The following is a 19,695-nucleotide window of genomic DNA, read 5'->3' on the forward strand; positions in this document are numbered from 1 at the left end:
CCCAATCCGGGGCGCGCCACATCGCGGGGGACTTATTCAGCGCTGCCTTAGATTTCTTCGATGGCTGGAGCAGCGGAGGCAGTATTTCATCCGCCAAAACCACCAGCAAGCTAGAATCCCTCAAACCGCTTTGAATTATTTTCATAACAAGACAACAAAGCCGCACAGGGAGACACCATGCACCTGCCCCCGCTGAAGGCCGTGATCGCCTTCGAAGTCGTGGCCCGGCACGCCAACATCAGCAAGGCCGCCGAAGAATTGAACCTGACGCCGTCGGCGGTCAGCCACCAGATCAGCAACCTGGAACATTTCGTCGGCCTGAAACTGTTCGAACGCACCTCGCGCGGCGTGGTGCTCACACCCGCCGGCGAGCGCTACCAGCAGACGCTATCGGGTGCGCTGGCGCTGATCGCCAGCGCCGCCCAGAGCGCGCGCGCCGACGACGGCATCGAAGTGTTGCGGGTGCATGCCTCGCCCAGCTTCGCCAGCCTGTGGCTGATGCCGCGCCTGCCGCAGTTCATGCGCGAGCATCCCGACATCCGCATCCGGCTGTCGGCCTCGCACATGCATTCGGACTTTTCGCGCGGAGAGATCGACCTCGACATCCGCTACGGTGCGGTGCGCTGGGCCGACCTGCATGTGGAAACCATCTTCACCGAGGAAATCATGCCCATGGTCAGCCCGGCCATGGCCGAACGGCTGCAACTGCGCAACCCGCAGCAGCTGCTGCAGGAAAGCCTGATCTTCTCGGAAGTGAACCTGGTGCAATGGCCGCAATGGTTCGCCGCGCACGGGATCGATGTCAGCCCCAGCCACTACGCGCTGAGCTTCGACCGTGCCTATCTCGCCATCGAAGCCGCGGTGCAAGGGCTGGGGGTCGCGCTGGACAGTGCCTGGCTGGCCAAGGGCTTGCTGGATGAAGGGCGGCTGGTACCGCTGTTCGCCGACCGCAAGAGCATTCGGGTGCATGCCCACCATCTGGTATATCCGGCCACGCATGGGAAATGGCCGAAGGTGAAGCGGTTTACCGGGTGGATGGGGCAACAGGTCGATGCCGAGCGGCAAGAGCCCGCCGGCCGCGCCAGACCGCCACTGCCGGGCCCTCCTCCCTTATAATGGACGGTTTCGCAAAAACACACGTCAAATCATGGAATTAGCCAAGTCTTTCGAGCCTGCCGAGATTGAAAAATTCTGGCGCGAGGAGTGGGAAAAGCGCGGTTACTTTGCCGCCACCACCGACGCCGGGAAGCCGTCGTTCTCCATCCAGTTGCCGCCGCCGAACGTCACCGGCACGCTGCACATGGGCCACGCGTTCAACCAGACCATCATGGACGGCCTGACGCGCTACTACCGCATGCGCGGCTACAACACCGCCTGGATTCCCGGTACCGACCACGCCGGTATCGCGACCCAGATCGTGGTGGAGCGCCAGCTCGATGCGCAAAAGATTTCGCGCCATGACCTCGGCCGCGAGAAGTTCGTCGAGAAGGTGTGGGAGTGGAAGGAAAAATCCGGCTCCACCATCACCGGCCAGATGCGCCGCATGGGCGCCTCGGCCGACTGGGATCGTGAATACTTCACGATGGACCCGAAGATGTCCAAGGCCGTGATCGAAGTGTTCGTACGCCTGTATGAGCAGGGCCTGATCTACCGCGGCAAGCGCCTGGTCAACTGGGACCCGGTGCTGGGCACCGCGGTGTCCGACCTGGAAGTGGTGTCGGAAGAGGAAGACGGCTCGATGTGGCACATCCAGTACCCGCTGGCCGACGGCAGCGGCACCATCACGGTTGCCACTACCCGCCCGGAAACCATGCTGGGCGACGTCGCCGTGGCGGTTGATCCAACCGACGAGCGCTATGCCGCGCTGGTGGGCAAGATGCTCAAGCTGCCGCTGGTTGGCCGCGAGATTCCCATCATCAAGGATGAATACGTCGACAAGGAATTCGGCACCGGCTGCGTGAAGATTACCCCGGCGCACGATTTCAACGACTATCAGGTCGGCACGCGCCACAATCTGGACAAGATCAGCGTGTTCACACTGGACGCCAAGATCAACGAAAATGCGCCAGAAAAGTACCAGGGTCTGGATCGCTTCGAAGCGCGCAAGCAGATCGTGGCCGACCTCGATGCACTGGGCCTGCTGGAATCGGTCAAGCCGCACAAACTGATGGTGCCGCGCGGCGACCGTACCGGGGTGGTGATCGAGCCGATGTTGACCGACCAGTGGTTCGTAGCGATGAGCAAGCCGGCACCGGAAGGTACTTACTTCCCCGGCAAGTCGATCGCCGAGACCGCGCTGGAGAAGGTTGCCTCCGGCGAAATCAAGTTCGTGCCCGAGAACTGGACCAATACCTACAACCAGTGGTTGAACAACATTCAGGACTGGTGTATCTCCCGCCAGTTGTGGTGGGGCCACCAGATCCCGGCTTGGTACGACGAGGACGGCGGCATCTATGTCGCCCGCACCGAAGAAGAAGCCAAGGCGCAAGCCGGCGGCCGCGCCGTCAAGCGCGACGCAGATGTACTGGACACCTGGTTCTCCGCCGCGCTGGTTCCGTTTTCCTCGCTGGGCTGGCCGGAAGAAACGCCGGACTACAAGCGCTTCCTGCCGTCGTCGGTGCTGGTGACCGGCTTCGACATCATTTTCTTCTGGGTCGCGCGCATGGTGATGATGACCACGCACTTCACCGGGAAAGTACCGTTTGATACCGTCTACATGCACGGCCTGGTGCGCGACGGCAGCGGCCAGAAGATGTCCAAGTCCAAGGGCAATACGCTGGACCCGATCGACCTGATCGACGGCATCGGCGTGGATGACCTGGTGGCCAAGCGCACCACCGGCCTGATGAACCCGAAGCAGGCAGCCAGCATCGAGAAGGCGACCCGCAAGGAATTCGTCGACGGCATCCCGGCCTTCGGCACCGATGCGCTGCGCTTCACCTTCGCCTCGCTGGCGACCCTGGGCCGCAACATCAACTTCGACCTGAACCGCTGCGAAGGCTACCGCAACTTCTGCAACAAGCTGTGGAACGCCACCCGCTTCGTGCTGATGAACACTGAAGGCCAGGACTGCGGTTTCGACGGCCATGAAAAGGGCGTGTGCGACAAGACCTACCTGCAGTTCTCGCAGGCCGACCGCTGGATCGTGTCGCTCTTGCAGCGTACCGAGGCCGAAGTCGAGAAGGGTTTCGCCGACTACCGCTTCGACAACATCGCTTCCGCAATCTACAAGTTCGTGTGGGACGAGTACTGCGACTGGTACCTGGAAATGGCCAAGGCGCAGATCCAGACTGGCAACGAGGCGCAGCAGCGCGCCACCCGCCGCACCCTGCTGCGCGTGCTGGAAGTGATCCTGCGACTGGCGCATCCGGTGCTGCCTTTCATCACCGAGCAGTTGTGGCAGACCGTAGCGCCGATGACGGACCGCAAGCCCGATCCGGCCGGCGACTCCATCATGCGCCAGAAGTATCCGCAGCCCGACCTGGAGAAGATCGATGCGGAAGCGGAAGCCTGGATGGCGCAGTTCCGCGCGCTGACCGACGCCTGCCGCAATCTGCGCGGCGAGATGCAACTGGCGCCGTCGCTGCGCGTGCCGCTGATCGTGGAAGCCGCCGACGCCTCGTCGGTGCAGTCCTTCCTGCCTTACCTGCAGGGCCTGGTGCGCCTGTCGGAAACGCAGGTGGTCGCGCAACTGCCGGAATCCCCGGCGCCGGTGGCCATCGTCGGCAGCATCAAGCTGATGCTGAAGGTGGAAATCGACGTGGCGGCCGAGCGCGAGCGCCTGGGCAAGGAAATCGCCCGCCTGAGCGGCGAGATCGCCAAGGCCAACGGCAAGCTGTCCAACGAAAGCTTCGTGGCGCGTGCGCCGGAAGCCGTGGTGGCACAGGAGAAGGAACGCCTGGCAACCTTCACTGCCACGGTGGAGAAGCTGCAGGAACAGTTGGCGAAGCTGAAGTAAGTTTCGACCTGCCCAGCAGAGAAAAAGCCGTCGTCCTTTACTGGACGGCGGCTTTTATTTTTGCCTTTCCCGATCATTGCATCGCCGTGCCTGGTTTATCCGGAGCAACAAGCTTGCCGTGCTATTTTTATTGCTTGCCCTGCGCGTCCTGCTTGACTACACTGAGTCGACAAAAATTAGAACAACCGTGCTTTTTAATTGAAAATATCGACCGGAGACAACCATGAATACCAAGGCTTTCCCCTCCTCCCTTTCCCGCATCGCCGCTGCCGGCATGCTGATGGCCGGCTTGCTGGCATCCGCTTGCGCGTGGGCCGACGGCTCCCCTGTCGGCCTGTGGAAAAACATCGACGACGCCACCGGCAAACCCAAGGCGCTGATCCGCATCACTGAAAACAATGGAGAACTGTCGGGCAAGATCGAGAAACTGTTCCGCGCGCCGGAAGAAGACCAGAACCCGGTCTGCGCAAAGTGCGAAGGCGACCTGAAGGACCAGCCCGTCATCGGCATGACCATCCTCTCCGGGCTGAAGAAGGACGGCAACGAATACAGCGGCGGCCAGATCCTCGACCCGGCCAACGGCAAGATCTACAAGAGCAAGCTGACGGTGGTCGAAGACGGCAAGAAGCTCAACGTACGCGGCTACATTGGTTTGCCGATGCTGGGGCGCACGCAAACCTGGGTGCGCGAGGAGTAAGCACGGCGGCATCTTGGATGGCGCCGCAAACGCAAACGGCAACGAAAAATTCGTTGCCGTTTTTTTTGAGGATGCGGTCTCTTCAGCGTCCGGCCTGGGATTTCTGCACGTACCGGTCAAGCTCACGCGCGAATGCGCGGCTGTCGCCCTGGCTGAAGGCGGCCGGGCCGCCGGTTTCCATGCCGCTGCTGCGCAATTCTTCCATGAAATTGCGCATGCTCAGGTGGTGGCGGATGTTGTCGGCGGTATAAAGCTCGCCACGCGGATTGAGCGCCACGCCGCCTTTGGCGACGACATCGGCCGCCAGCGGGATGTCGGCGGTGATGACCAGGTCGCCGGCCTGCACCAGCTTGACGATCTCGCGGTCGGCCACATCGAAACCGGCCGGCACTACGATGGATTTGATGAAGCGCGAGGGTGGCGTACGCAGCCCGCGGTTGGCCACCAGGGTCACGACGATGCCGGTGCGGTCCGCTACGCGGAACAGCATGTCCTTGATGACGCCCGGACAGGCGTCGGCATCAACCCAGATCTGCATGGAGAAAACCTGCCGCGGAAGCAGCGATGTGGAGCCCTGGCGCTATATTCAAACGAAGGAGACGGTCAGCCCTGGCAGGGTAACACCGGAAAACGCCGTGACCCAGGTCTGCCCCGGCTCGATCGGCAGGGCATCGGTCCAGGTGCCGGTAGTGATGATCTCGCCGGCCTGCAGCTGGCGGAACTGCGACTGCTTCTGCAGCAGCTGGTGCAGGTGCCACAGGGCGTGCAAGGGGCTGTCCATCTCGTCGTTGCAGAAGCCGGCGGCGCGCAGCACGCTGGACGACTTGGTGTTGCACGACAGCGAGACGGTGGCGCCGGCCAAGATCTGCGGCAGATGGTGGCGCGTGCCGAAGGACAGCACATGCGGTTCGCCGATGATCAGCGTGCCGTGCAAGCCAAAGGCGGCGATCGAATCGGCTACCGTGAACTCCCAGTTGGCGAAGGGGCACACCACGATTTCGAAACCGTGCGCCATCCATTCCAGGCAATCGGCCAGCTCGTCCAGTGTGGCGTTGGGCGCCGGCGTCTTGCCCAGCTTGAAGACGATCTCGGGCTCGATGCGCGGCTGCACTGCGCCGGCCAGCGATTGCGTGCCATGGTTGTCTTCCGCAAAGCGCACGGTAGTGTCGAACACCGGCGCCCAGATCGGCGTGCGGGTGTCGTCGGTAACGCCGTAGCGCGACCAGGACTTGCGCACCGAAAATCCGATCTTGCGTCCGACCGGCTGCTCGCCTTGCGCCACGCGGATGTTGCGGATGCGGTAGGCGATGTCGTAGGCATCCTCGAGCGAGAGCGGCTCGTTCTTGGAGATCAGGGGGATTTGCTTCGAGTTGGCCCGCGCATCGAGCAGTTGATGCGCATAGCGGCTAGCTTGACTCGACATTAGCATGACAGGCTCACATCGAAAGATAGTGAATAGCTATCCATTGTCAATGACGATTAATATTTGCACAAGTGAAATTAAAGTGCGCGTAAAAGTATTTCACGGCTCCGCTGAGGTTTTGCTTGCATAAAAATTAAAGAAATTAGCAAAATGGAAGCCTTCCTTCGCTGGGAAAATTGGGGGCCCAGCCAGTTGGCGCTCTGCCAACATTAAAGCGCCGACGCTCCTTGCCGTGTAGAAAGGGGACGACCATGAAGTCGCTACGCTGCCTGCTTCTCTCTTTTTCCATTCTTGCCGTTTGCATCGGCGCCCCCGGCCACGCGCAAGAAGGCGTGCATGAAGTGAAAATAGGTTTTGCCGGGCCGCTGTCGGAAGTGCGCGTGCGTGCCGCCCTCGATGCAGCACGCTTGGCGGCGGAACAGGCCAATACGCACGCGCCTCAGATCGGCGGCCGCAAAGTCAGCTTCCAGATACTGTCCCAGGATGACAAGGGTGACGCCCGCACTGCGCCGCTGGTAGCCCAATACCTGATCCACAGCGGTGTCGTCGGCGTCATCGGCCATTGGACTTCCACCTGCAGCATTGCCGCCGCTCCGGTCTACCACCAGGCCGGCATGACGCACGTGTCGCCGGCCTCGACTTCGCACAAGCTCACCCAACTCGGGTTCCAGACCACGTTTCGCATCATGGGCCATGACGACGCCGGCGGCGCCTTCCTCGGCGCCTATGTGGTCAACGAACTCAAAGCCAGGCGCATCATGGTGATCGATGACGGCAGCCAGTTCGGCATCGGGCTGGCAGACCAGTTCAGTGCGACGGTGACGGCCAACAAGGGCAACATCGTCAACCGCAGCAGCGTGAGCAGCAAGACCTCGGATTTCAATTCGGTGCTGCGCATCGCCAAGGACAGCAACGCCGATCTCATCTTCCTCAGCGTACGCGTCAATCAAAGCGGAGAATTTGCGCGCAGCATGAAGCGGCTCGGCGTCAGCGCCACCCTGCTGGCTTCGGGTGGAACGGTCAGTCCGACCTTCCTGGCCATGGCGGGCGACGCCGCCGACGGCACCATGGCGATGGAACCCGGCCCGGCCCTGGAACAACTGCCCGCATGGAAAAAACTGCAGAAGGAATTTGCCGCTGCCGGCATCACCGAAGACGGTCCGTTCACGGTATTTGCGTATGACGCCACCAGCGCGCTCATTGCCGCCATCCTGCAAGCCAACTCGCTGGAGCCTGATGCCATTACCGCTGCCATGCGCAAGCTGCAGTACAAGGGAGTGACCGGCAACATCGCGTTCGACGCGGAAGGCAACTTGCGGCAACCGGTCTATACCTTGTACCGCGTACAAAAGGGCGCGTGGGTACCGTTCAAGACCTTTGGCGGCAAATGAAGAAGGCGGGCCTGCAGTTCAACCGCCCCACAGGTCGCCGTTGGGGCTGGTACGCGGCGCGGTGACGCCGAAGTGCTGGTAAGCCGCCGGGGTGGCGATGCGCCCGCGCGGGGTGCGCTGCAGGTAGCCTTGCTGGATCAGGTAGGGTTCCAGCACGTCCTCGATGGTGTCGCGCTCTTCGCCGATGGCGGCCGCCAGGTTGTCCAGCCCGACCGGGCCGCCGCTGAACTTGAACAGCACGGCTTCGAGCAGCTTGCGGTCCATCAGGTCGAAGCCGACCGGGTCGACATCCAGCATCACCAGCGCCGCATCGGCCATCTCGCGCGTGATCTCGCCGCGTCCCTTGACCTCGGCGTAGTCGCGCACGCGGCGCAGCAAGCGGTTGGCAATACGCGGGGTGCCGCGGCTGCGCTTGGCGATTTCCAGCGCACCGTCCTCGACAATGGGGGCGTTGAGCAGGCCGGCGCTGCGCGTGACGATGCGCGCCAGTTCCGGTGGCGTGTAGAACTCCAGCCGGGCGACGATGCCGAAGCGGTCGCGCAGCGGATTGGTCAGCATGCCGGCGCGGGTAGTGGCGCCGACCAGCGTGAACGGCTGCAGGTCCAGCCGCACCGAACGCGCCGCCGGACCTTCGCCAATCATGATGTCGATCTGGTAATCCTCCAGCGCCGGGTAGAGGATTTCCTCCACCACCGGCGACAGGCGGTGGATCTCGTCGATGAACAGGACGTCGTTGGCTTCGAGGTTGGTCAGGAGCGCCGCCAGGTCGCCGGCGCGTTCCAGCACCGGGCCGGAAGTCTGGCGCAGGTTCACGCCCATCTCGCGCGCGATGATGTGCGCCATGGTGGTCTTGCCCAAGCCGGGCGGGCCGAACAGCAAGGTATGGTCGAGCGCCTCGTTGCGGCCGCGCGCGGCGGCGATGAAAATCTCCAGCTGGCTGCGCACTTTTTCCTGGCCGACGTATTCGTCGAGCTGCTTGGGGCGCAGGGCGCGCTCGATGGCCTCCTCGTTGGCCGAAGCCGGGGTGGCGGCAATGATGCGCTGTTCGGAAAAGTCGTCGGTCTGGATGCTCATGCGCCTGCCCTCCCCTTATGCCTTGGACAAGGCCTTGAGCGCGTGCTTGATACCGTCGGACACGCTGGCGTCCTTGGGTACCTGCTTCATCGCCAGCCCTGCTTCCTTGTCGGAATAGCCCAGCGCCAGGAGCGCGTTAAGGATATCGGTCGAGGCATCGGAATGCACCACGCCGCCGGCCACGCCGAGGTCGGCGCCGAGCTTGCCCTTCAATTCAAGCAGCAGGCGCTCGGCGGTTTTCTTGCCGATGCCGGGCACCCGGGTCAGGCGCCCCGCTTCCTGCAGCGTCACCGCTTGCGCCAGGTCGGCCACCGACATGCCCGACAGGATCGCCAGCGCGGTGCGCGCGCCGACGCCGGAAATCTTGATCAGCTCCTTGAACGTGTTGCGCTCCTCGGCGGTCCCGAACCCGAACAGGATATGCGCATCCTCGCGGATGGCGAGGTGGGTCAGCAGCACCACCTTGTCGCCCAGCGCGGGCAAGTTGTAGAAGGTGCTCATCGGCACCGCAACCTCATAGCCGACGCCATTGCAGTCGACCAGCAGATTCGGGGGATTTTTTTCGAACAGGGTTCCGGAGAGGCGACCGATCATGGCGTGGATGTGTTGGGCGTTGGTATCAACGATAAGCCCGAATGATACAGTACTGTCTGGATAAACAGTATCCCGCCTCATCCGGCGACACCCGCCGAACCGCATATAAAAAGGACAAGCATGGCAGGCAGCAGCTTCTTCGCACTGATCGACGATATCGCCTCGGTATTGGACGACGTTTCCGTGATGACCAAGGTCGCGGCCAAGAAAACCGCCGGCGTGCTGGGCGATGACCTCGCCCTGAACGCCCAGCAGGTAAGCGGCGTGAAGGCCGAGCGCGAACTGCCGGTGGTGTGGGCGGTGGCGCGGGGCTCGCTGAAGAACAAGGCGATCCTGGTGCCGGCGGCGCTGGCCATCAGCGCCTTCATCCCGTGGGCGGTGACGCCGCTGCTGATGCTGGGCGGCGCCTTCCTGTGCTTCGAAGGTTTCGAAAAGCTGGCGCATAAATACCTGCCGCACGGCGCAGGCGAGGAAGGCCACGAGACCACCGGCGCAACCGCCGATATCGATCCGGTGGCCTATGAACAGGACAAGATCAAGGGCGCCGTACGCACCGACTTCATCCTCTCGGCCGAAATCATCGCCATCACCCTGGGCACCGTAGCCGGCGCGCCGCTGCAGCAGCAGGTGACGGTGCTGGTCGGCATTGCGCTGATCATGACGGTGGGGGTGTACGGCATCGTCGCGGCCATCGTGAAACTCGACGATGGCGGACTCTACCTGCTGCGCACGGCCGGCGCCGGCACGGTGGGCCGCATCAAGGAAAAACTGGGACGCGCCATCCTGGCGGCGGCGCCGGCCATGATGCGCAGCCTGTCGGTGATCGGCACCGTGGCCATGTTCATGGTGGGCGGCGGCATCCTGACGCACGGCTTGCCGTTCGCCCACCACGGCATCGAATCGGCAGCCGCGGCCATCGCCGGCATACCGGCCGTTGGCGGCGTGCTAGCGGCGCTGGCGCCTGCGGTGCTCAATGCCTTGTTCGGGGTAGTGGCGGGAGGCATGGTGTTGCTGGCAGTAGAAGCAGTCAAGCGCATGCTTGCCTGGATGAAAAAGTCCGGGCAATAAATAGCCCCTCGGTAAATAACGCCGTAATCGCCCAATCATGTCTTTCCTGTACCATGGAGGGGCCTACAACAGGCAATGCAATTACCTCGTTTTCTGCAGTCCAAAAATAAAATTCTGGGGGAAGGGTATGGCGGATTCCGATTCTGTTTCATTGGTGCCGATACGTGCGGCGGAGTTGACGCTGGGGCAGCCGGTGCCCTGGTCGATTTACAACGACAGCGGCGAATTGTTGCTGGCCCGGGGCAATCTCGTTGAAAGCCAGAATCAGCTCGACGGCTTGGTTCAACAAGGCCTGTTCCGCAATGAAAAATGGAGCGCCCGGCCGCCGGCAGCCGCCGGAACCCCAACGCGCCCGAGCGAGCCGGTCAAAGCCGCGCGCGTGTCCGATGCGCCTGCCCCCAAGCCGGCCGCTGCATCATCGACCCAGGAAACCGTGGTCGGCATGGATGAAGTGCGCTGGCAGATCGGCGAGGTCTTGTCGTTGCAGTTGCAGGAAAGCCCGGGCGTGCGTTACGGCGTCAGCCTGATCGGCCACATCAAGAATAAAAGCGTGCTGGTGACGGCGCCGATGCAGGACGGCAAATATATTTTTGTCCGCGAAGGGCAGAGTTTCGTGGTGCGCGTCTTTTCCGGCAGGCGCGCTTATGCATTCACGGCGGCAGCGTTGAAGTATCAGCATTCACCGCACGCGTATCTGCATCTTTCCTATCCCAGGGAAGTGAGATGCGCAGTGATCCGGCAAGGCGCGCGGGCCAAGATCAACCTGGTGGCCTCCGTTTCGCTGGATGACGCACATTCGGCCGCAGCAACGCTGACCGACCTGAGCATGGGTGGCGCATCCGGTGTGATGACGCAGACATTGGCCAAGAAGGGCGTGCGCGGGCGCCTTAAATTCAAGGTGCATGTGGCCGGCGAAGATAAATATCTGAACCTGGAAATGATCCTGCGCTCGGTTGAACGCAACCCTGCCGACAACGCCAATGGCAACGGACAGGAAGAAATCAGGCACGGTTTCGAGTTCGTCGATGTATCCGTAACCGATCGCCTGATTTTATCGGCATTTGTGCATCAGAAATTGGCGGAACTGGATTGATCCCGGCTTGCGTTTGATGGCTGGCGACGGCGGTGCTGGCACAGGAATACGCCAGCCTGCCTGCTGCAGTTTCACCCCACCAGCCGGCCGCCGCGCATGCGCAAGCCCTTCTTCGCCAGCCTCGGCGCCAGCGCACCCAGATTCGCCAGCACATCACCGCCATGCGCATGGCAGATTGCCACCCCCAGCGCATCGGCAGCATCGGTGCCGGGCAAACCCGGCAGCTGCAGCAAGCGCGCCACCATTTCCTGCACCTGCGCTTTCTGTGCCCGGCCGTGGCCGGCCACGGCTTGCTTGACCTGCAATGCGGTGTATTCGGCCACCGCCAGGTCGGCGCCGACCAGCGCGCAAATCGCCGCCCCGCGAGCCTGCCCCAACAGCAAAGTGGACTGCGGGTTGACGTTGACGAACACCTTTTCAATCGCCGCGCAGTCGGGTGCATACGTGCGCACCACTTCGGAGACGCTGCTCAGGATTACCTTGAGCCGTTGCGGCAGATCGCCGTCAGGCGTCTTGATGGTGCCCGATGCGATATAGGAAAGCTTGTTGCCCTGCTTGTGGATCACACCGAAACCGGTGGTGCGCAAGCCAGGGTCGATGCCGAGGATCTTCATGCTGCAAGTCTAACCGATCGCCGCTCGATTACGGCGTAGCCGCCTTCAGCGCCTGCGCCTGGCGCACCCATTGCTGCACCGAGGGACGCTGCCATTGGCGCTTGGCGTACTGCTGCAACGGCTCCGGCAACGGATCGCCATGCAGCGCCAGGCGGTTGAGCATCACTGCCAGGTCGGTGTCGGCGATGCACCATTCGCCAAACAGGTTGTCCTTGCCGGCCAGCAGCGTTTGCGCCGCAGCCGTGAGCTTGTCGGCCGCCGCCTTCGCCGCAGCCGACAAGGGGGCGAAACCCTCGCCATAGAACACCACTTCAGTAGGCCGTTCCTGGCGTATCGGCATCAGGTCGCTGCGCAGCCAGGCCTGCACTTCGCGCGCCTTGGCCCGCTGGCGGACATCGGCCGGATACACCGCGCGGTGCGCCGGCGCGGGAAAGCGGTCTTCCAGGTATTCGGAAATCGCGGTCGACTCGGCCAAGTGGAACTCACCGTCCGACAAGGTCGGCACACGCCGCGTCAGCGACACACTGGCGTAACCGGCGCCCTGGTTCTGGCGCGTGGCGAGGTCGATCGCCAGCAACTCGAACGGCAAGCCCTTCTCGGTCAGCGTGACGAAGGCCGACATGGCGTAAGGGCTGATGAACTGGGCGTCGACGTAGAGTTGCAATTGCGGTGTGTTCAAGTGGTTTCTCCCTGATTGTCCGGCCCTGGAATCTATTCACGCGAATGTAGTCCGGAACCATCGACACATTAAAGCAAAACGCCCGGCAGCGCCGGGCGTTTTCATGCCATTGCCGCCTGCAGATCAGTGGCGGAAGTGACGTGTACCGGTCAGCAACATCACCACGCCGCGCTCGTCTGCAGCATCGATCACTTCCTGGTCGCGCATGGAGCCGCCCGGGTGGATCACACAGGTCGCACCGGCATCTACCACCACGTCCAGGCCATCGCGGAACGGGAAGAATGCATCCGACGCCACGGCCGAGCCGGCCAGGGTCAGGCCGGCATTCTGCGCCTTGATCGAAGCAATGCGCGCGGAGTCGATGCGGCTCATCTGGCCGGCGCCTACGCCCAGTGTCATGCCATTACCGCAGAACACGATGGCGTTGGACTTGACGAACTTGGCCACGCGCCAGGCGAACATCAGGTCTTGCAATTGCTGCGGGGTCGGCTGCAGCTTGCTGACCACCTTCACTTCCGACAGCAGCACGTTCTTGGCGTCGGGCGACTGCACCAGCAGGCCGCCGCCGACGCGCTTGAAGTCGTAGGCGTTCAGGCCGTTGCCGAGCGGGATTTCCAGCAGGCGCACGTTCTGCTTGGCGGCGAAGATCTTCTTGGCCTCATCCGAGAAGGACGGTGCGATCAGCACTTCGACGAACTGCTTGGCCACTGCTTCGGCAGCCGCGCCATCCAGCGGACGGTTGAAGGCAATGATGCCGCCGAAAGCCGAGGTTGGGTCGGTCTGCAAGGCCTTGCTGTACGACTCCAGCGGATTGGCGCCAACCGCCACGCCGCAGGGGTTGGCGTGCTTGATGATGACGCAGGCGGCCGTTTCGGCGGCGTCGAAGGTCTTCACGCATTCCCACGCGGCGTCGGCGTCGGCGATGTTGTTGAACGACAGTTCCTTGCCTTGCAGCTGGGTGTAGTTGGCCAGCGCGCCGTCGACCTTCTTGACGTCGCGGTAGAACGCCGCGCTCTGGTGCGGGTTCTCGCCGTAGCGCATGTCCTGCACTTTTTCAAAGTGCAGGTTCAGGGTTTCCGGATAGGCGCTGCGGGTGGCGTGCTGCTTGTCTTCGCCCAGCGAGGTGAAATAGTTGGTGATGGCGCCGTCGTATTGCGCGGTATGGGCAAACACCTTCTTGGCCAGCGCGAAGCGCTTCTCATACGGCAGGTCGCCGTTGGCTTTCAGGTCGGCCAGTACGCCGTCATAGTCGGTCGGATCGCAGATGACCACCACGTCCTTGTGGTTCTTGGCCGAGGAACGCAGCATGGCCGGGCCGCCGATGTCGATGTTCTCGATCGCGTCTTCCAGCGAGCACGCTTCTTTGGCCACGGTCTGCTGGAACGGATACAGGTTCACCACCACCATGTCGATGGTCGGGATGGCGTGCTTTTCCAGCGCGGCCACATGCTCGGGGAAATCGCGGCGCGCCAGGATGCCGCCGTGCACCTTCGGATGCAGCGTCTTGACGCGGCCATCCAGCATTTCCGGGAAACCGGTGTAATCGGCCACTTCGGTGACCTTCAGGCCGTTGTCGGCCAGCAGCTTGGCGGTGCCGCCGGTGGACAGGATGTTGACGCCCATGGCGGACAGCGCGCGCGCGAATTCGAGCACGCCTGCCTTGTCGGATACGGAAATGAGTGCTTGTTTGATCATGGTAGGCAAGACTGGAAAAGGAAGATGGAAACCTGAAAAACCGTTGAAGGAATAAGTTGGCCAGGCCGGCGCACACGGCGTCGGCCCGCCGGTCAGAGCAGTCCGTGCTGCTGCAATTTCTTGCGCAGCGTGTTGCGGTTGATGCCGAGGATTTCAGCGGCCTGCGACTGGTTGCCTTCGGCGCGCGCCATCACGGTCTCGAAGACCGGCTTTTCGACCGTCGACAAGACCATGTCGTAGACGTTGGTTGGCAGTTGTTCGCCCAGGTCCCGGAAATATTTTTCCAGGCTCTTCTTGACGACGTCCTCAATGCTTTCTTTGCTCATTGCTTTGTTGCTTCTGTTTTTATCGGCACCGCCGCGGCCGCACGCAACATGATGTCGCGTCCCCCGTGGACTGGTTTGTTTGCAGCGATACCGTGCTGTTGATCAATTTGCGCGTCCTGCGCATCCGATTCGTTTCACTGACATTGCATGCGGGAAGAGACTTCCCTCGACGCCCAAAAAACTCAGGCTGCAAGCGGCTCTTCGGTGAAGCCGTATTGTAACCGCTCGCCGTAGGCCGCCTGCCCCGCGAAGAAATTGCGCACCGCGTCGAGCTGTTCTGCGCAGTCCTCGATGCGGTTCATGCCGCGCCGGAAATCCTCGCCGCCGGGCAAGTCGCGCACATACCATCCGATATGCTTGCGCGCCGTGCGTACGCCGAGGTAGTCGCCGTAGAACGCGTAATGCGCCTGCAAATGCTCGTCCATCAATTGCTCGACTTCCGTCACCAGCGGCGCCGGCAGGTAGTCGCCGGTACGCAGGAAATGGTCGATCTCGCGGAAGATCCACGGCCGCCCCTGGGCGGCGCGGCCGACCATGACGGCGTCGGCGCCGGTCAGGCGCAATACCTCGCGCGCCTTTTCCGGCGAGGTGATGTCGCCGTTGGCCACCACCGGAATCTTCACCGCCGCCTTGACTGCCGCGATGGTGTCGTATTCGGCGTCGCCGCTGTAGCCGTCGGCGCGGGTACGGCCGTGCAGCGTCAGCATGGCGATGCCGCTCCGCTCGGCCAGCGCGGCGATCTTCAGCGCGTTCTTGTTGACACGGTCCCAGCCGGTACGGAACTTCAGCGTCACCGGCACATCGACCGCACCCACTACCGCATCGAGGATGCGGGCCACCAGTTCTTCGTCCTGCAGCAGGGCCGAACCGCACCAGCTGTTGCAGACCTTCTTGACCGGGCAGCCCATGTTGATGTCGATGATCTGGGCGCCGCGCTCGACGTTGTACTTCGCGCAGTCGGCCAGCATGGCGGGATCGGCGCCGGCGATCTGCACCGCCTTGGGCTCCATCTCGCCATCGTGGTTGATGCGGCGTGAAGTTTTCTCGCTTTGCCACAGCCGCGGGTCGGAAGCGGCCATCTCGGACACGGCGTATCCCGCGCCCAGCTGTTTGCACAGCTGGCGGAAAGGACGGTCAGTCACACCTGCCATGGGAGCGACGAACACGTTGTTTCGCAAGGAATACGGTCCAATGTTCACGAATCGGATTGGGGGAAAAGCGGGGAAGGGCGCTATTTTAGCGCGATTGCAGGCCATGCCCAACTACATTCGGCCATCGTTACATCTCTGCACCGGGATTTGCGGCTGTTCATTTATTAAGCAGCGTCAACTTATTGCCCAAACGCCAATTTACGCCATTGGAAATCTTTTGCGGATATCGCAGAAGCTTCCTGCAACGGCGTTTTTCAGCACGCAAATTGATGCGAACGGTGCTTAAAAAAGCGGCACACCATGCCTGTGCATCTTTACCCAAACAATAAGACCGTCGTACCGCCTGCGCGGATACGACGGCCTTGCGGTCGCCCGGTTTATTGTTTCCTGCGCCGGTTTCAGCGGTCGACTTCGTCCAGCGTCTCACGGTTGAGGTGATCGATCTCGCCCCAGGAACGGATGCGGGCGCGTTCGCCGTCCCAATGCAGCCGGTTCACGCTGGCATTGAAAATGTCGAAGGTGCGCGGCTGTGCGAATTCGGTGCCGCTGGCCCAGTGATGGATGCATTCAAGCACGCCGCCGTGGGTGACGATGGCGACCTTGCGATACTTGCCGCCGCCGATAACGCGCTGCACGGCATCGACCGAACGCTGGTAGAACTCGCGCATGGTTTCGGCCTGGCGTTCGCCGGCCGGATAGCGGGCGTCGGGTTCGCGCGCCTTCCAGACGTGATAGGCCTCCGGATATTTTTCCTCGATGTCCGGATGGCGCAGGCCCTCGAAAGCGCCATAGCAGCGCTCGCGCAGCCCGGCGTCGATCGCCACCGGCAGTCCCGCCACATCGGCCACCGCCTGGGCGGTGGCGCGCGCACGCTGGAGGTCGCTGGCGAAAACGGCGTCGATACCCTCGCCGGCCAGCGCTGCTCCCAATGCCAGCACCTGGCGCTGGCCGGCTTCGTTCAGGGGAATGTCGATATGGCCTTGCAGGCGCTTGTCGACGTTCCAATCGGTTTCGCCGTGGCGGATCAGCAGTATTTCAGTCATGCGGTAGTGCCATCTTTGTTTATTGAAGGAGTGGTGCTTACCTGGCCGCAGATGGATTGAGCCAATACAGGCCCTGGATCGATGCCTGCTCCAGCACATGATCACGCAGTGCCGTCACCACCACCGCCCCATCCAGATTGCCGGTCAGCGGCAGCTGCGCTACATCCAGCGCGTACAGCGTGAAGATATAGCGATGCACCAGCGCGTCATTCCACGGTGGGCAGGGGCCGTCGTAACCGAAATAGTCACCGCGCATGTCGCCATCGCCGGCGAACCAGCCGGTGTAATCGTTGAGGCCCTGGCGTGCGCCGGGCATGGTATCGCCCAGCACCGCCGGTCCCGGCTTGCCGCGCGCGGTCACGCCGTTGCTGAACTGTCCGGCCTTGATTTGCGTGACGGTTGGAGGGATATCGACCAGGGTCCAATGGTAAAAATCGACCCGCGGCAAATCCAGCGGCACGGTCTTGCCTTCCTGGTTGACGTCGTCGCCGCGCGAAGGCACGTCGGGGTCATGCACCACCAATGCCAGCGACTTGGTGCCGGCCGGCAGCTCGCTCCAGGCCAAGTGTGGATTACGGTTGCTCGACAGCGCGACATGGGTCTTGGGGTCGGCCACGGCGAATGCGAATTCACCGGGGATGGTTGCTCCGTCCTTGAAAGAATCGCTCCAGAATTTCATGTGACCTCCTCAGAAAAATGGGCCGGGTTCAAACGCCATACCCTGACGAGATGGGGATGGACACGGCAGCTTCAATCCTTAGAACCTGCTCAACGTCTCGTCGGGTTTGTCCCAATGCCCTTTCAAGCGGTCTGCGGCGTTGCAAAGCCTCGCCGGGCCAATTGGCCCGCCTGCGTTTTGCGCCTTGCATCCCATCCTGAAATGACATCGGGCCAACTCCCGCCGAGACATTGAACAGGTTCTTAAGCCCCCTTGGGCTTGACCTGCAACCAGAACGTTACCGGGCCGTCATTGGTCAGCGACACTTTCATGTCGGCGCCGAAGCGGCCTGTACCCACATGGCCGGCGCCATGCCGGGCGTGCACCTGACCGACAAAATGATCGAACAACTGCCGGCCGACATCGGGCGTTGCGGCCGGCGTGAAGGACGGCCGCGTGCCGGAATTGGTATCGGCCGCCAACGTGAACTGCGGCACCAGCAAAAGGTCGCCTTGCACGTCGGCAACACTGCGATTCATCTTGCCGGCCTCATCGGCGAATACGCGATAGGCCAGCAGCTTGCCCAACAGCACATCGGCTTCGGCTACGGTGTCGTTGCGCTCGGCGCACACCAGCACCATCAGGCCGGTACCAATCGCGCCGATGGTTTCTCCATCCACTACGACAGCCGCCTGGCTGACTCGTTGCAACAGGGCGATCATGCCGCGCCGCGCTTACGCGAGTGTGACGCGCGCGAATTTGCGCTTGCCGACCTGCACCACGAACTGCCCTGCATCAACTTTCAGGCCCTTGTCGCTGACCACCGCGCCGTCGATGCGCACACCGCCCTGCTCCACCATGCGCAAGGCTTCCGAAGTGGAGGCGCACAGGTTTGCTTGCTTGAGCAACTGCCCAATACCCAGCGGTGCACCCGACAAGGCGACTTCCGGGATGTCGTCCGGGATGCCGCCCTTGGAACGGTTGACGAAATCGGCCAGCGCATCGACGGCGGCCTGCGGCGAATGGAAACGGGCCACGATCTCTTGCGCCAGCGCAACCTTGATGTCGCGCGGGTTCTTGCCGGCTTCGACCTCGGCCTTGAAGGCGGCGACTTCGGCAATCGAACGGAACGACAGCAGGTCGTAGTAGCGCCACATCATCACGTCGGAAATGCTCATCACCTTGGCGAACATGGTGTTGGCCGGTTCGGTGATGCCGATGTAGTTGCCCTTGGACTTGGACATCTTTTCCACGCCGTCCAGGCCTTCCAGCAGCGGCATGGTCAGGATGCACTGCGGCTCCTGCCCGTAATCCTTTTGCAACTCGCGGCCGACCAGCAGGTTGAACTTCTGGTCGGTGCCGCCCAGCTCGAGGTCGGACTTGAGCGCCACCGAGTCGTAGCCCTGCATCAGCGGGTAGAGGAACTCGTGCACCGAGATCGGCGTGCCTTCCTTGAAACGTTTGGTGAAGTCGTCGCGCTCCATCATGCGCGCCACGGTGTAGCGCGAAGCCAGCTGGATCATGCCGCGGCTGCCCAGCGGGTCGCACCATTCGGAGTTGTAGCGGATCTCGGTCCTGGCCGGATCCAGCACCAGGCTGGCCTGGGCGAAATAGGTCTTGGCGTTGACCTCGATCTGCTCGCGCGTGAGCGGCGGGCGGGTCGCATTGCGGCCGGACGGGTCGCCGATCATCGAAGTGAAGTCGCCGATCAGGAAGATCACCTGGTGGCCCAGGTTCTGCAACTGGCGCATCTTGTTGAGGACCACCGTGTGGCCCAGGTGCAGGTCGGGCGCAGTCGGGTCCAGGCCCAGCTTGATGCGCAACGGCTGGCCGCTTTGCTCGGAACGCGCCAGCTTCTGCGCGAATTCGCTTTCGATCAGCAACTCGTCGACGCCGCGCTTGGCGATCGCCATCGCCTCGCGGACTTGATCGGAGAGCGGCAAGGATGAGCCGGGAGCGGCTTGGGCGGCGGAGGTAGACTGGTCTGCGTTCATCGATATAACTAAAAAATAGGCTTTGTAGGACAGTGCTGCGAAATCGTATTGCTATAATCCGATTTTCGTTTTTCTGCTGAGCGCCTCGATGCGGCCTCAGAGCTCAGTCAGCAGAAAGTGCATTCACATCTGTTCGGGATGTTTCGCGGGCACAATACGGCGGCTCAAGCGGCGGGGGGACAGTAACGCTGCGCAAGCCACTGGACGCGGTTATCCGGAACAGAACATCAGATTTTA

19 protein-coding genes are annotated in these 19,695 nt (G+C 62.4%); 6 read left to right on the forward strand and 13 right to left on the reverse strand.

The features are described 5' to 3' along the window. Positions 1-177: 177 nt before the first annotated feature. The 3 genes from AKL28_RS18950 to AKL28_RS18960 all read left to right on the forward strand — a co-directional run bounded on the left by AKL28_RS18950 (position 178) and on the right by AKL28_RS18960 (position 4,655). On the forward strand, positions 178-1,116 hold the full coding sequence (locus AKL28_RS18950) for a LysR substrate-binding domain-containing protein (protein WP_050469723.1): 939 nt from the start codon (positions 178-180) through the stop codon (positions 1,114-1,116). Positions 1,117-1,147: 31 nt separating this feature from the next. Beyond that, positions 1,148-3,958 (forward strand): valine--tRNA ligase, encoded by a 2,811-nt coding sequence (locus AKL28_RS18955; RefSeq protein WP_050469724.1) that lies wholly within the window; start codon positions 1,148-1,150, stop codon positions 3,956-3,958. Between the two features lie 274 nt (positions 3,959-4,232). Beyond that, entirely contained in the window at positions 4,233-4,655 is a 423-nt protein-coding gene (locus AKL28_RS18960) for a DUF2147 domain-containing protein (RefSeq protein WP_231602512.1), read from the forward strand. An 82-nt stretch (positions 4,656-4,737) separates the two neighbouring features. On the opposite strand, the gene AKL28_RS18965 is transcribed toward AKL28_RS18960, so the two are convergent. Both AKL28_RS18965 and AKL28_RS18970 read right to left on the reverse strand, forming a co-directional pair. Continuing rightward, entirely contained in the window at positions 4,738-5,193 is a 456-nt protein-coding gene (locus AKL28_RS18965) for a YaiI/YqxD family protein (RefSeq protein WP_050469726.1), read from the reverse strand. Positions 5,194-5,241: 48 nt separating this feature from the next. Beyond that, positions 5,242-6,084, reverse strand: coding sequence for a 2-keto-4-pentenoate hydratase (locus AKL28_RS18970; protein WP_174525379.1), 843 nt, complete (start codon positions 6,082-6,084; stop codon positions 5,242-5,244). A 245-nt stretch (positions 6,085-6,329) separates the two neighbouring features. Here AKL28_RS18970 and AKL28_RS18975 point away from each other — a divergent pair, with 245 nt between their 5' ends. Then, positions 6,330-7,469 carry a branched-chain amino acid ABC transporter substrate-binding protein gene (locus AKL28_RS18975; protein WP_050469728.1) on the forward strand — a complete coding sequence of 380 codons (1,140 nt, stop codon included), beginning with the start codon at positions 6,330-6,332 and terminating at the stop codon, positions 7,467-7,469. Positions 7,470-7,487: 18 nt separating this feature from the next. Here the strand turns inward: AKL28_RS18975 and ruvB are convergent, their stop codons facing one another. Next, entirely contained in the window at positions 7,488-8,543 is a 1,056-nt protein-coding gene (gene ruvB / locus AKL28_RS18980; protein ID WP_050469729.1) for a Holliday junction branch migration DNA helicase RuvB, read from the reverse strand. A gap of 15 nt (positions 8,544-8,558) precedes the next feature. Beyond that, complete coding sequence (gene ruvA, locus AKL28_RS18985; protein WP_050469730.1) at positions 8,559-9,137, reverse strand: Holliday junction branch migration protein RuvA; 579 nt, start codon at positions 9,135-9,137, stop codon at positions 8,559-8,561. A gap of 120 nt (positions 9,138-9,257) precedes the next feature. Between ruvA and AKL28_RS18990 the strand changes: the two genes are divergently transcribed. After that, entirely contained in the window at positions 9,258-10,205 is a 948-nt protein-coding gene (locus AKL28_RS18990; RefSeq protein ID WP_050469731.1) for a DUF808 domain-containing protein, read from the forward strand. 127 nt (positions 10,206-10,332) lie between these two features. Then, on the forward strand, positions 10,333-11,298 hold the full coding sequence (locus AKL28_RS18995) for a flagellar brake protein (protein WP_050469732.1): 966 nt from the start codon (positions 10,333-10,335) through the stop codon (positions 11,296-11,298). Between the two features lie 71 nt (positions 11,299-11,369). Here AKL28_RS18995 and ruvC read toward each other — a convergent pair whose 3' ends face one another. The 9 genes from ruvC to tyrS all read right to left on the reverse strand — a co-directional run bounded on the left by ruvC (position 11,370) and on the right by tyrS (position 19,458). Then, the gene (ruvC, locus tag AKL28_RS19000) at positions 11,370-11,912 is read right to left on the reverse strand and encodes a crossover junction endodeoxyribonuclease RuvC (protein ID WP_050469734.1); all 543 of its coding nucleotides are present in this window, start codon (positions 11,910-11,912) and stop codon (positions 11,370-11,372) included. A 28-nt stretch (positions 11,913-11,940) separates the two neighbouring features. Continuing rightward, positions 11,941-12,591 (reverse strand): glutathione transferase, encoded by a 651-nt coding sequence (gene yfcF / locus AKL28_RS19005; RefSeq protein ID WP_050469735.1) that lies wholly within the window; start codon positions 12,589-12,591, stop codon positions 11,941-11,943. 123 nt (positions 12,592-12,714) lie between these two features. Beyond that, positions 12,715-14,286, reverse strand: coding sequence for a bifunctional phosphoribosylaminoimidazolecarboxamide formyltransferase/IMP cyclohydrolase (gene purH, locus AKL28_RS19010; protein ID WP_050469736.1), 1,572 nt, complete (start codon positions 14,284-14,286; stop codon positions 12,715-12,717). Between the two features lie 92 nt (positions 14,287-14,378). After that, positions 14,379-14,612: a Fis family transcriptional regulator gene (locus AKL28_RS19015; protein ID WP_008117471.1), complete on the reverse strand. Its 234-nt coding sequence runs from the start codon at positions 14,610-14,612 to the stop codon at positions 14,379-14,381. Between the two features lie 182 nt (positions 14,613-14,794). After that, entirely contained in the window at positions 14,795-15,811 is a 1,017-nt protein-coding gene (gene dusB / locus AKL28_RS19020) for a tRNA dihydrouridine synthase DusB (protein ID WP_050469738.1), read from the reverse strand. Between the two features lie 350 nt (positions 15,812-16,161). Beyond that, on the reverse strand, positions 16,162-16,806 hold the full coding sequence (locus tag AKL28_RS19025; RefSeq protein WP_050469739.1) for a histidine phosphatase family protein: 645 nt from the start codon (positions 16,804-16,806) through the stop codon (positions 16,162-16,164). Positions 16,807-16,843: 37 nt separating this feature from the next. After that, entirely contained in the window at positions 16,844-17,485 is a 642-nt protein-coding gene (locus AKL28_RS19030; RefSeq protein ID WP_050469740.1) for a YbhB/YbcL family Raf kinase inhibitor-like protein, read from the reverse strand. A 242-nt stretch (positions 17,486-17,727) separates the two neighbouring features. After that, the gene (gene dtd, locus AKL28_RS19035; RefSeq protein ID WP_050469742.1) at positions 17,728-18,186 is read right to left on the reverse strand and encodes a D-aminoacyl-tRNA deacylase; all 459 of its coding nucleotides are present in this window, start codon (positions 18,184-18,186) and stop codon (positions 17,728-17,730) included. Between the two features lie 12 nt (positions 18,187-18,198). Next, on the reverse strand, positions 18,199-19,458 hold the full coding sequence (gene tyrS, locus AKL28_RS19040) for a tyrosine--tRNA ligase (protein WP_050469743.1): 1,260 nt from the start codon (positions 19,456-19,458) through the stop codon (positions 18,199-18,201). Positions 19,459-19,695: the final 237 nt, after the last annotated feature.

Source organism: Herbaspirillum chlorophenolicum (assembly GCF_001189955.1).
GTDB lineage: Bacteria > Pseudomonadota > Gammaproteobacteria > Burkholderiales > Burkholderiaceae_D > Herbaspirillum > Herbaspirillum chlorophenolicum.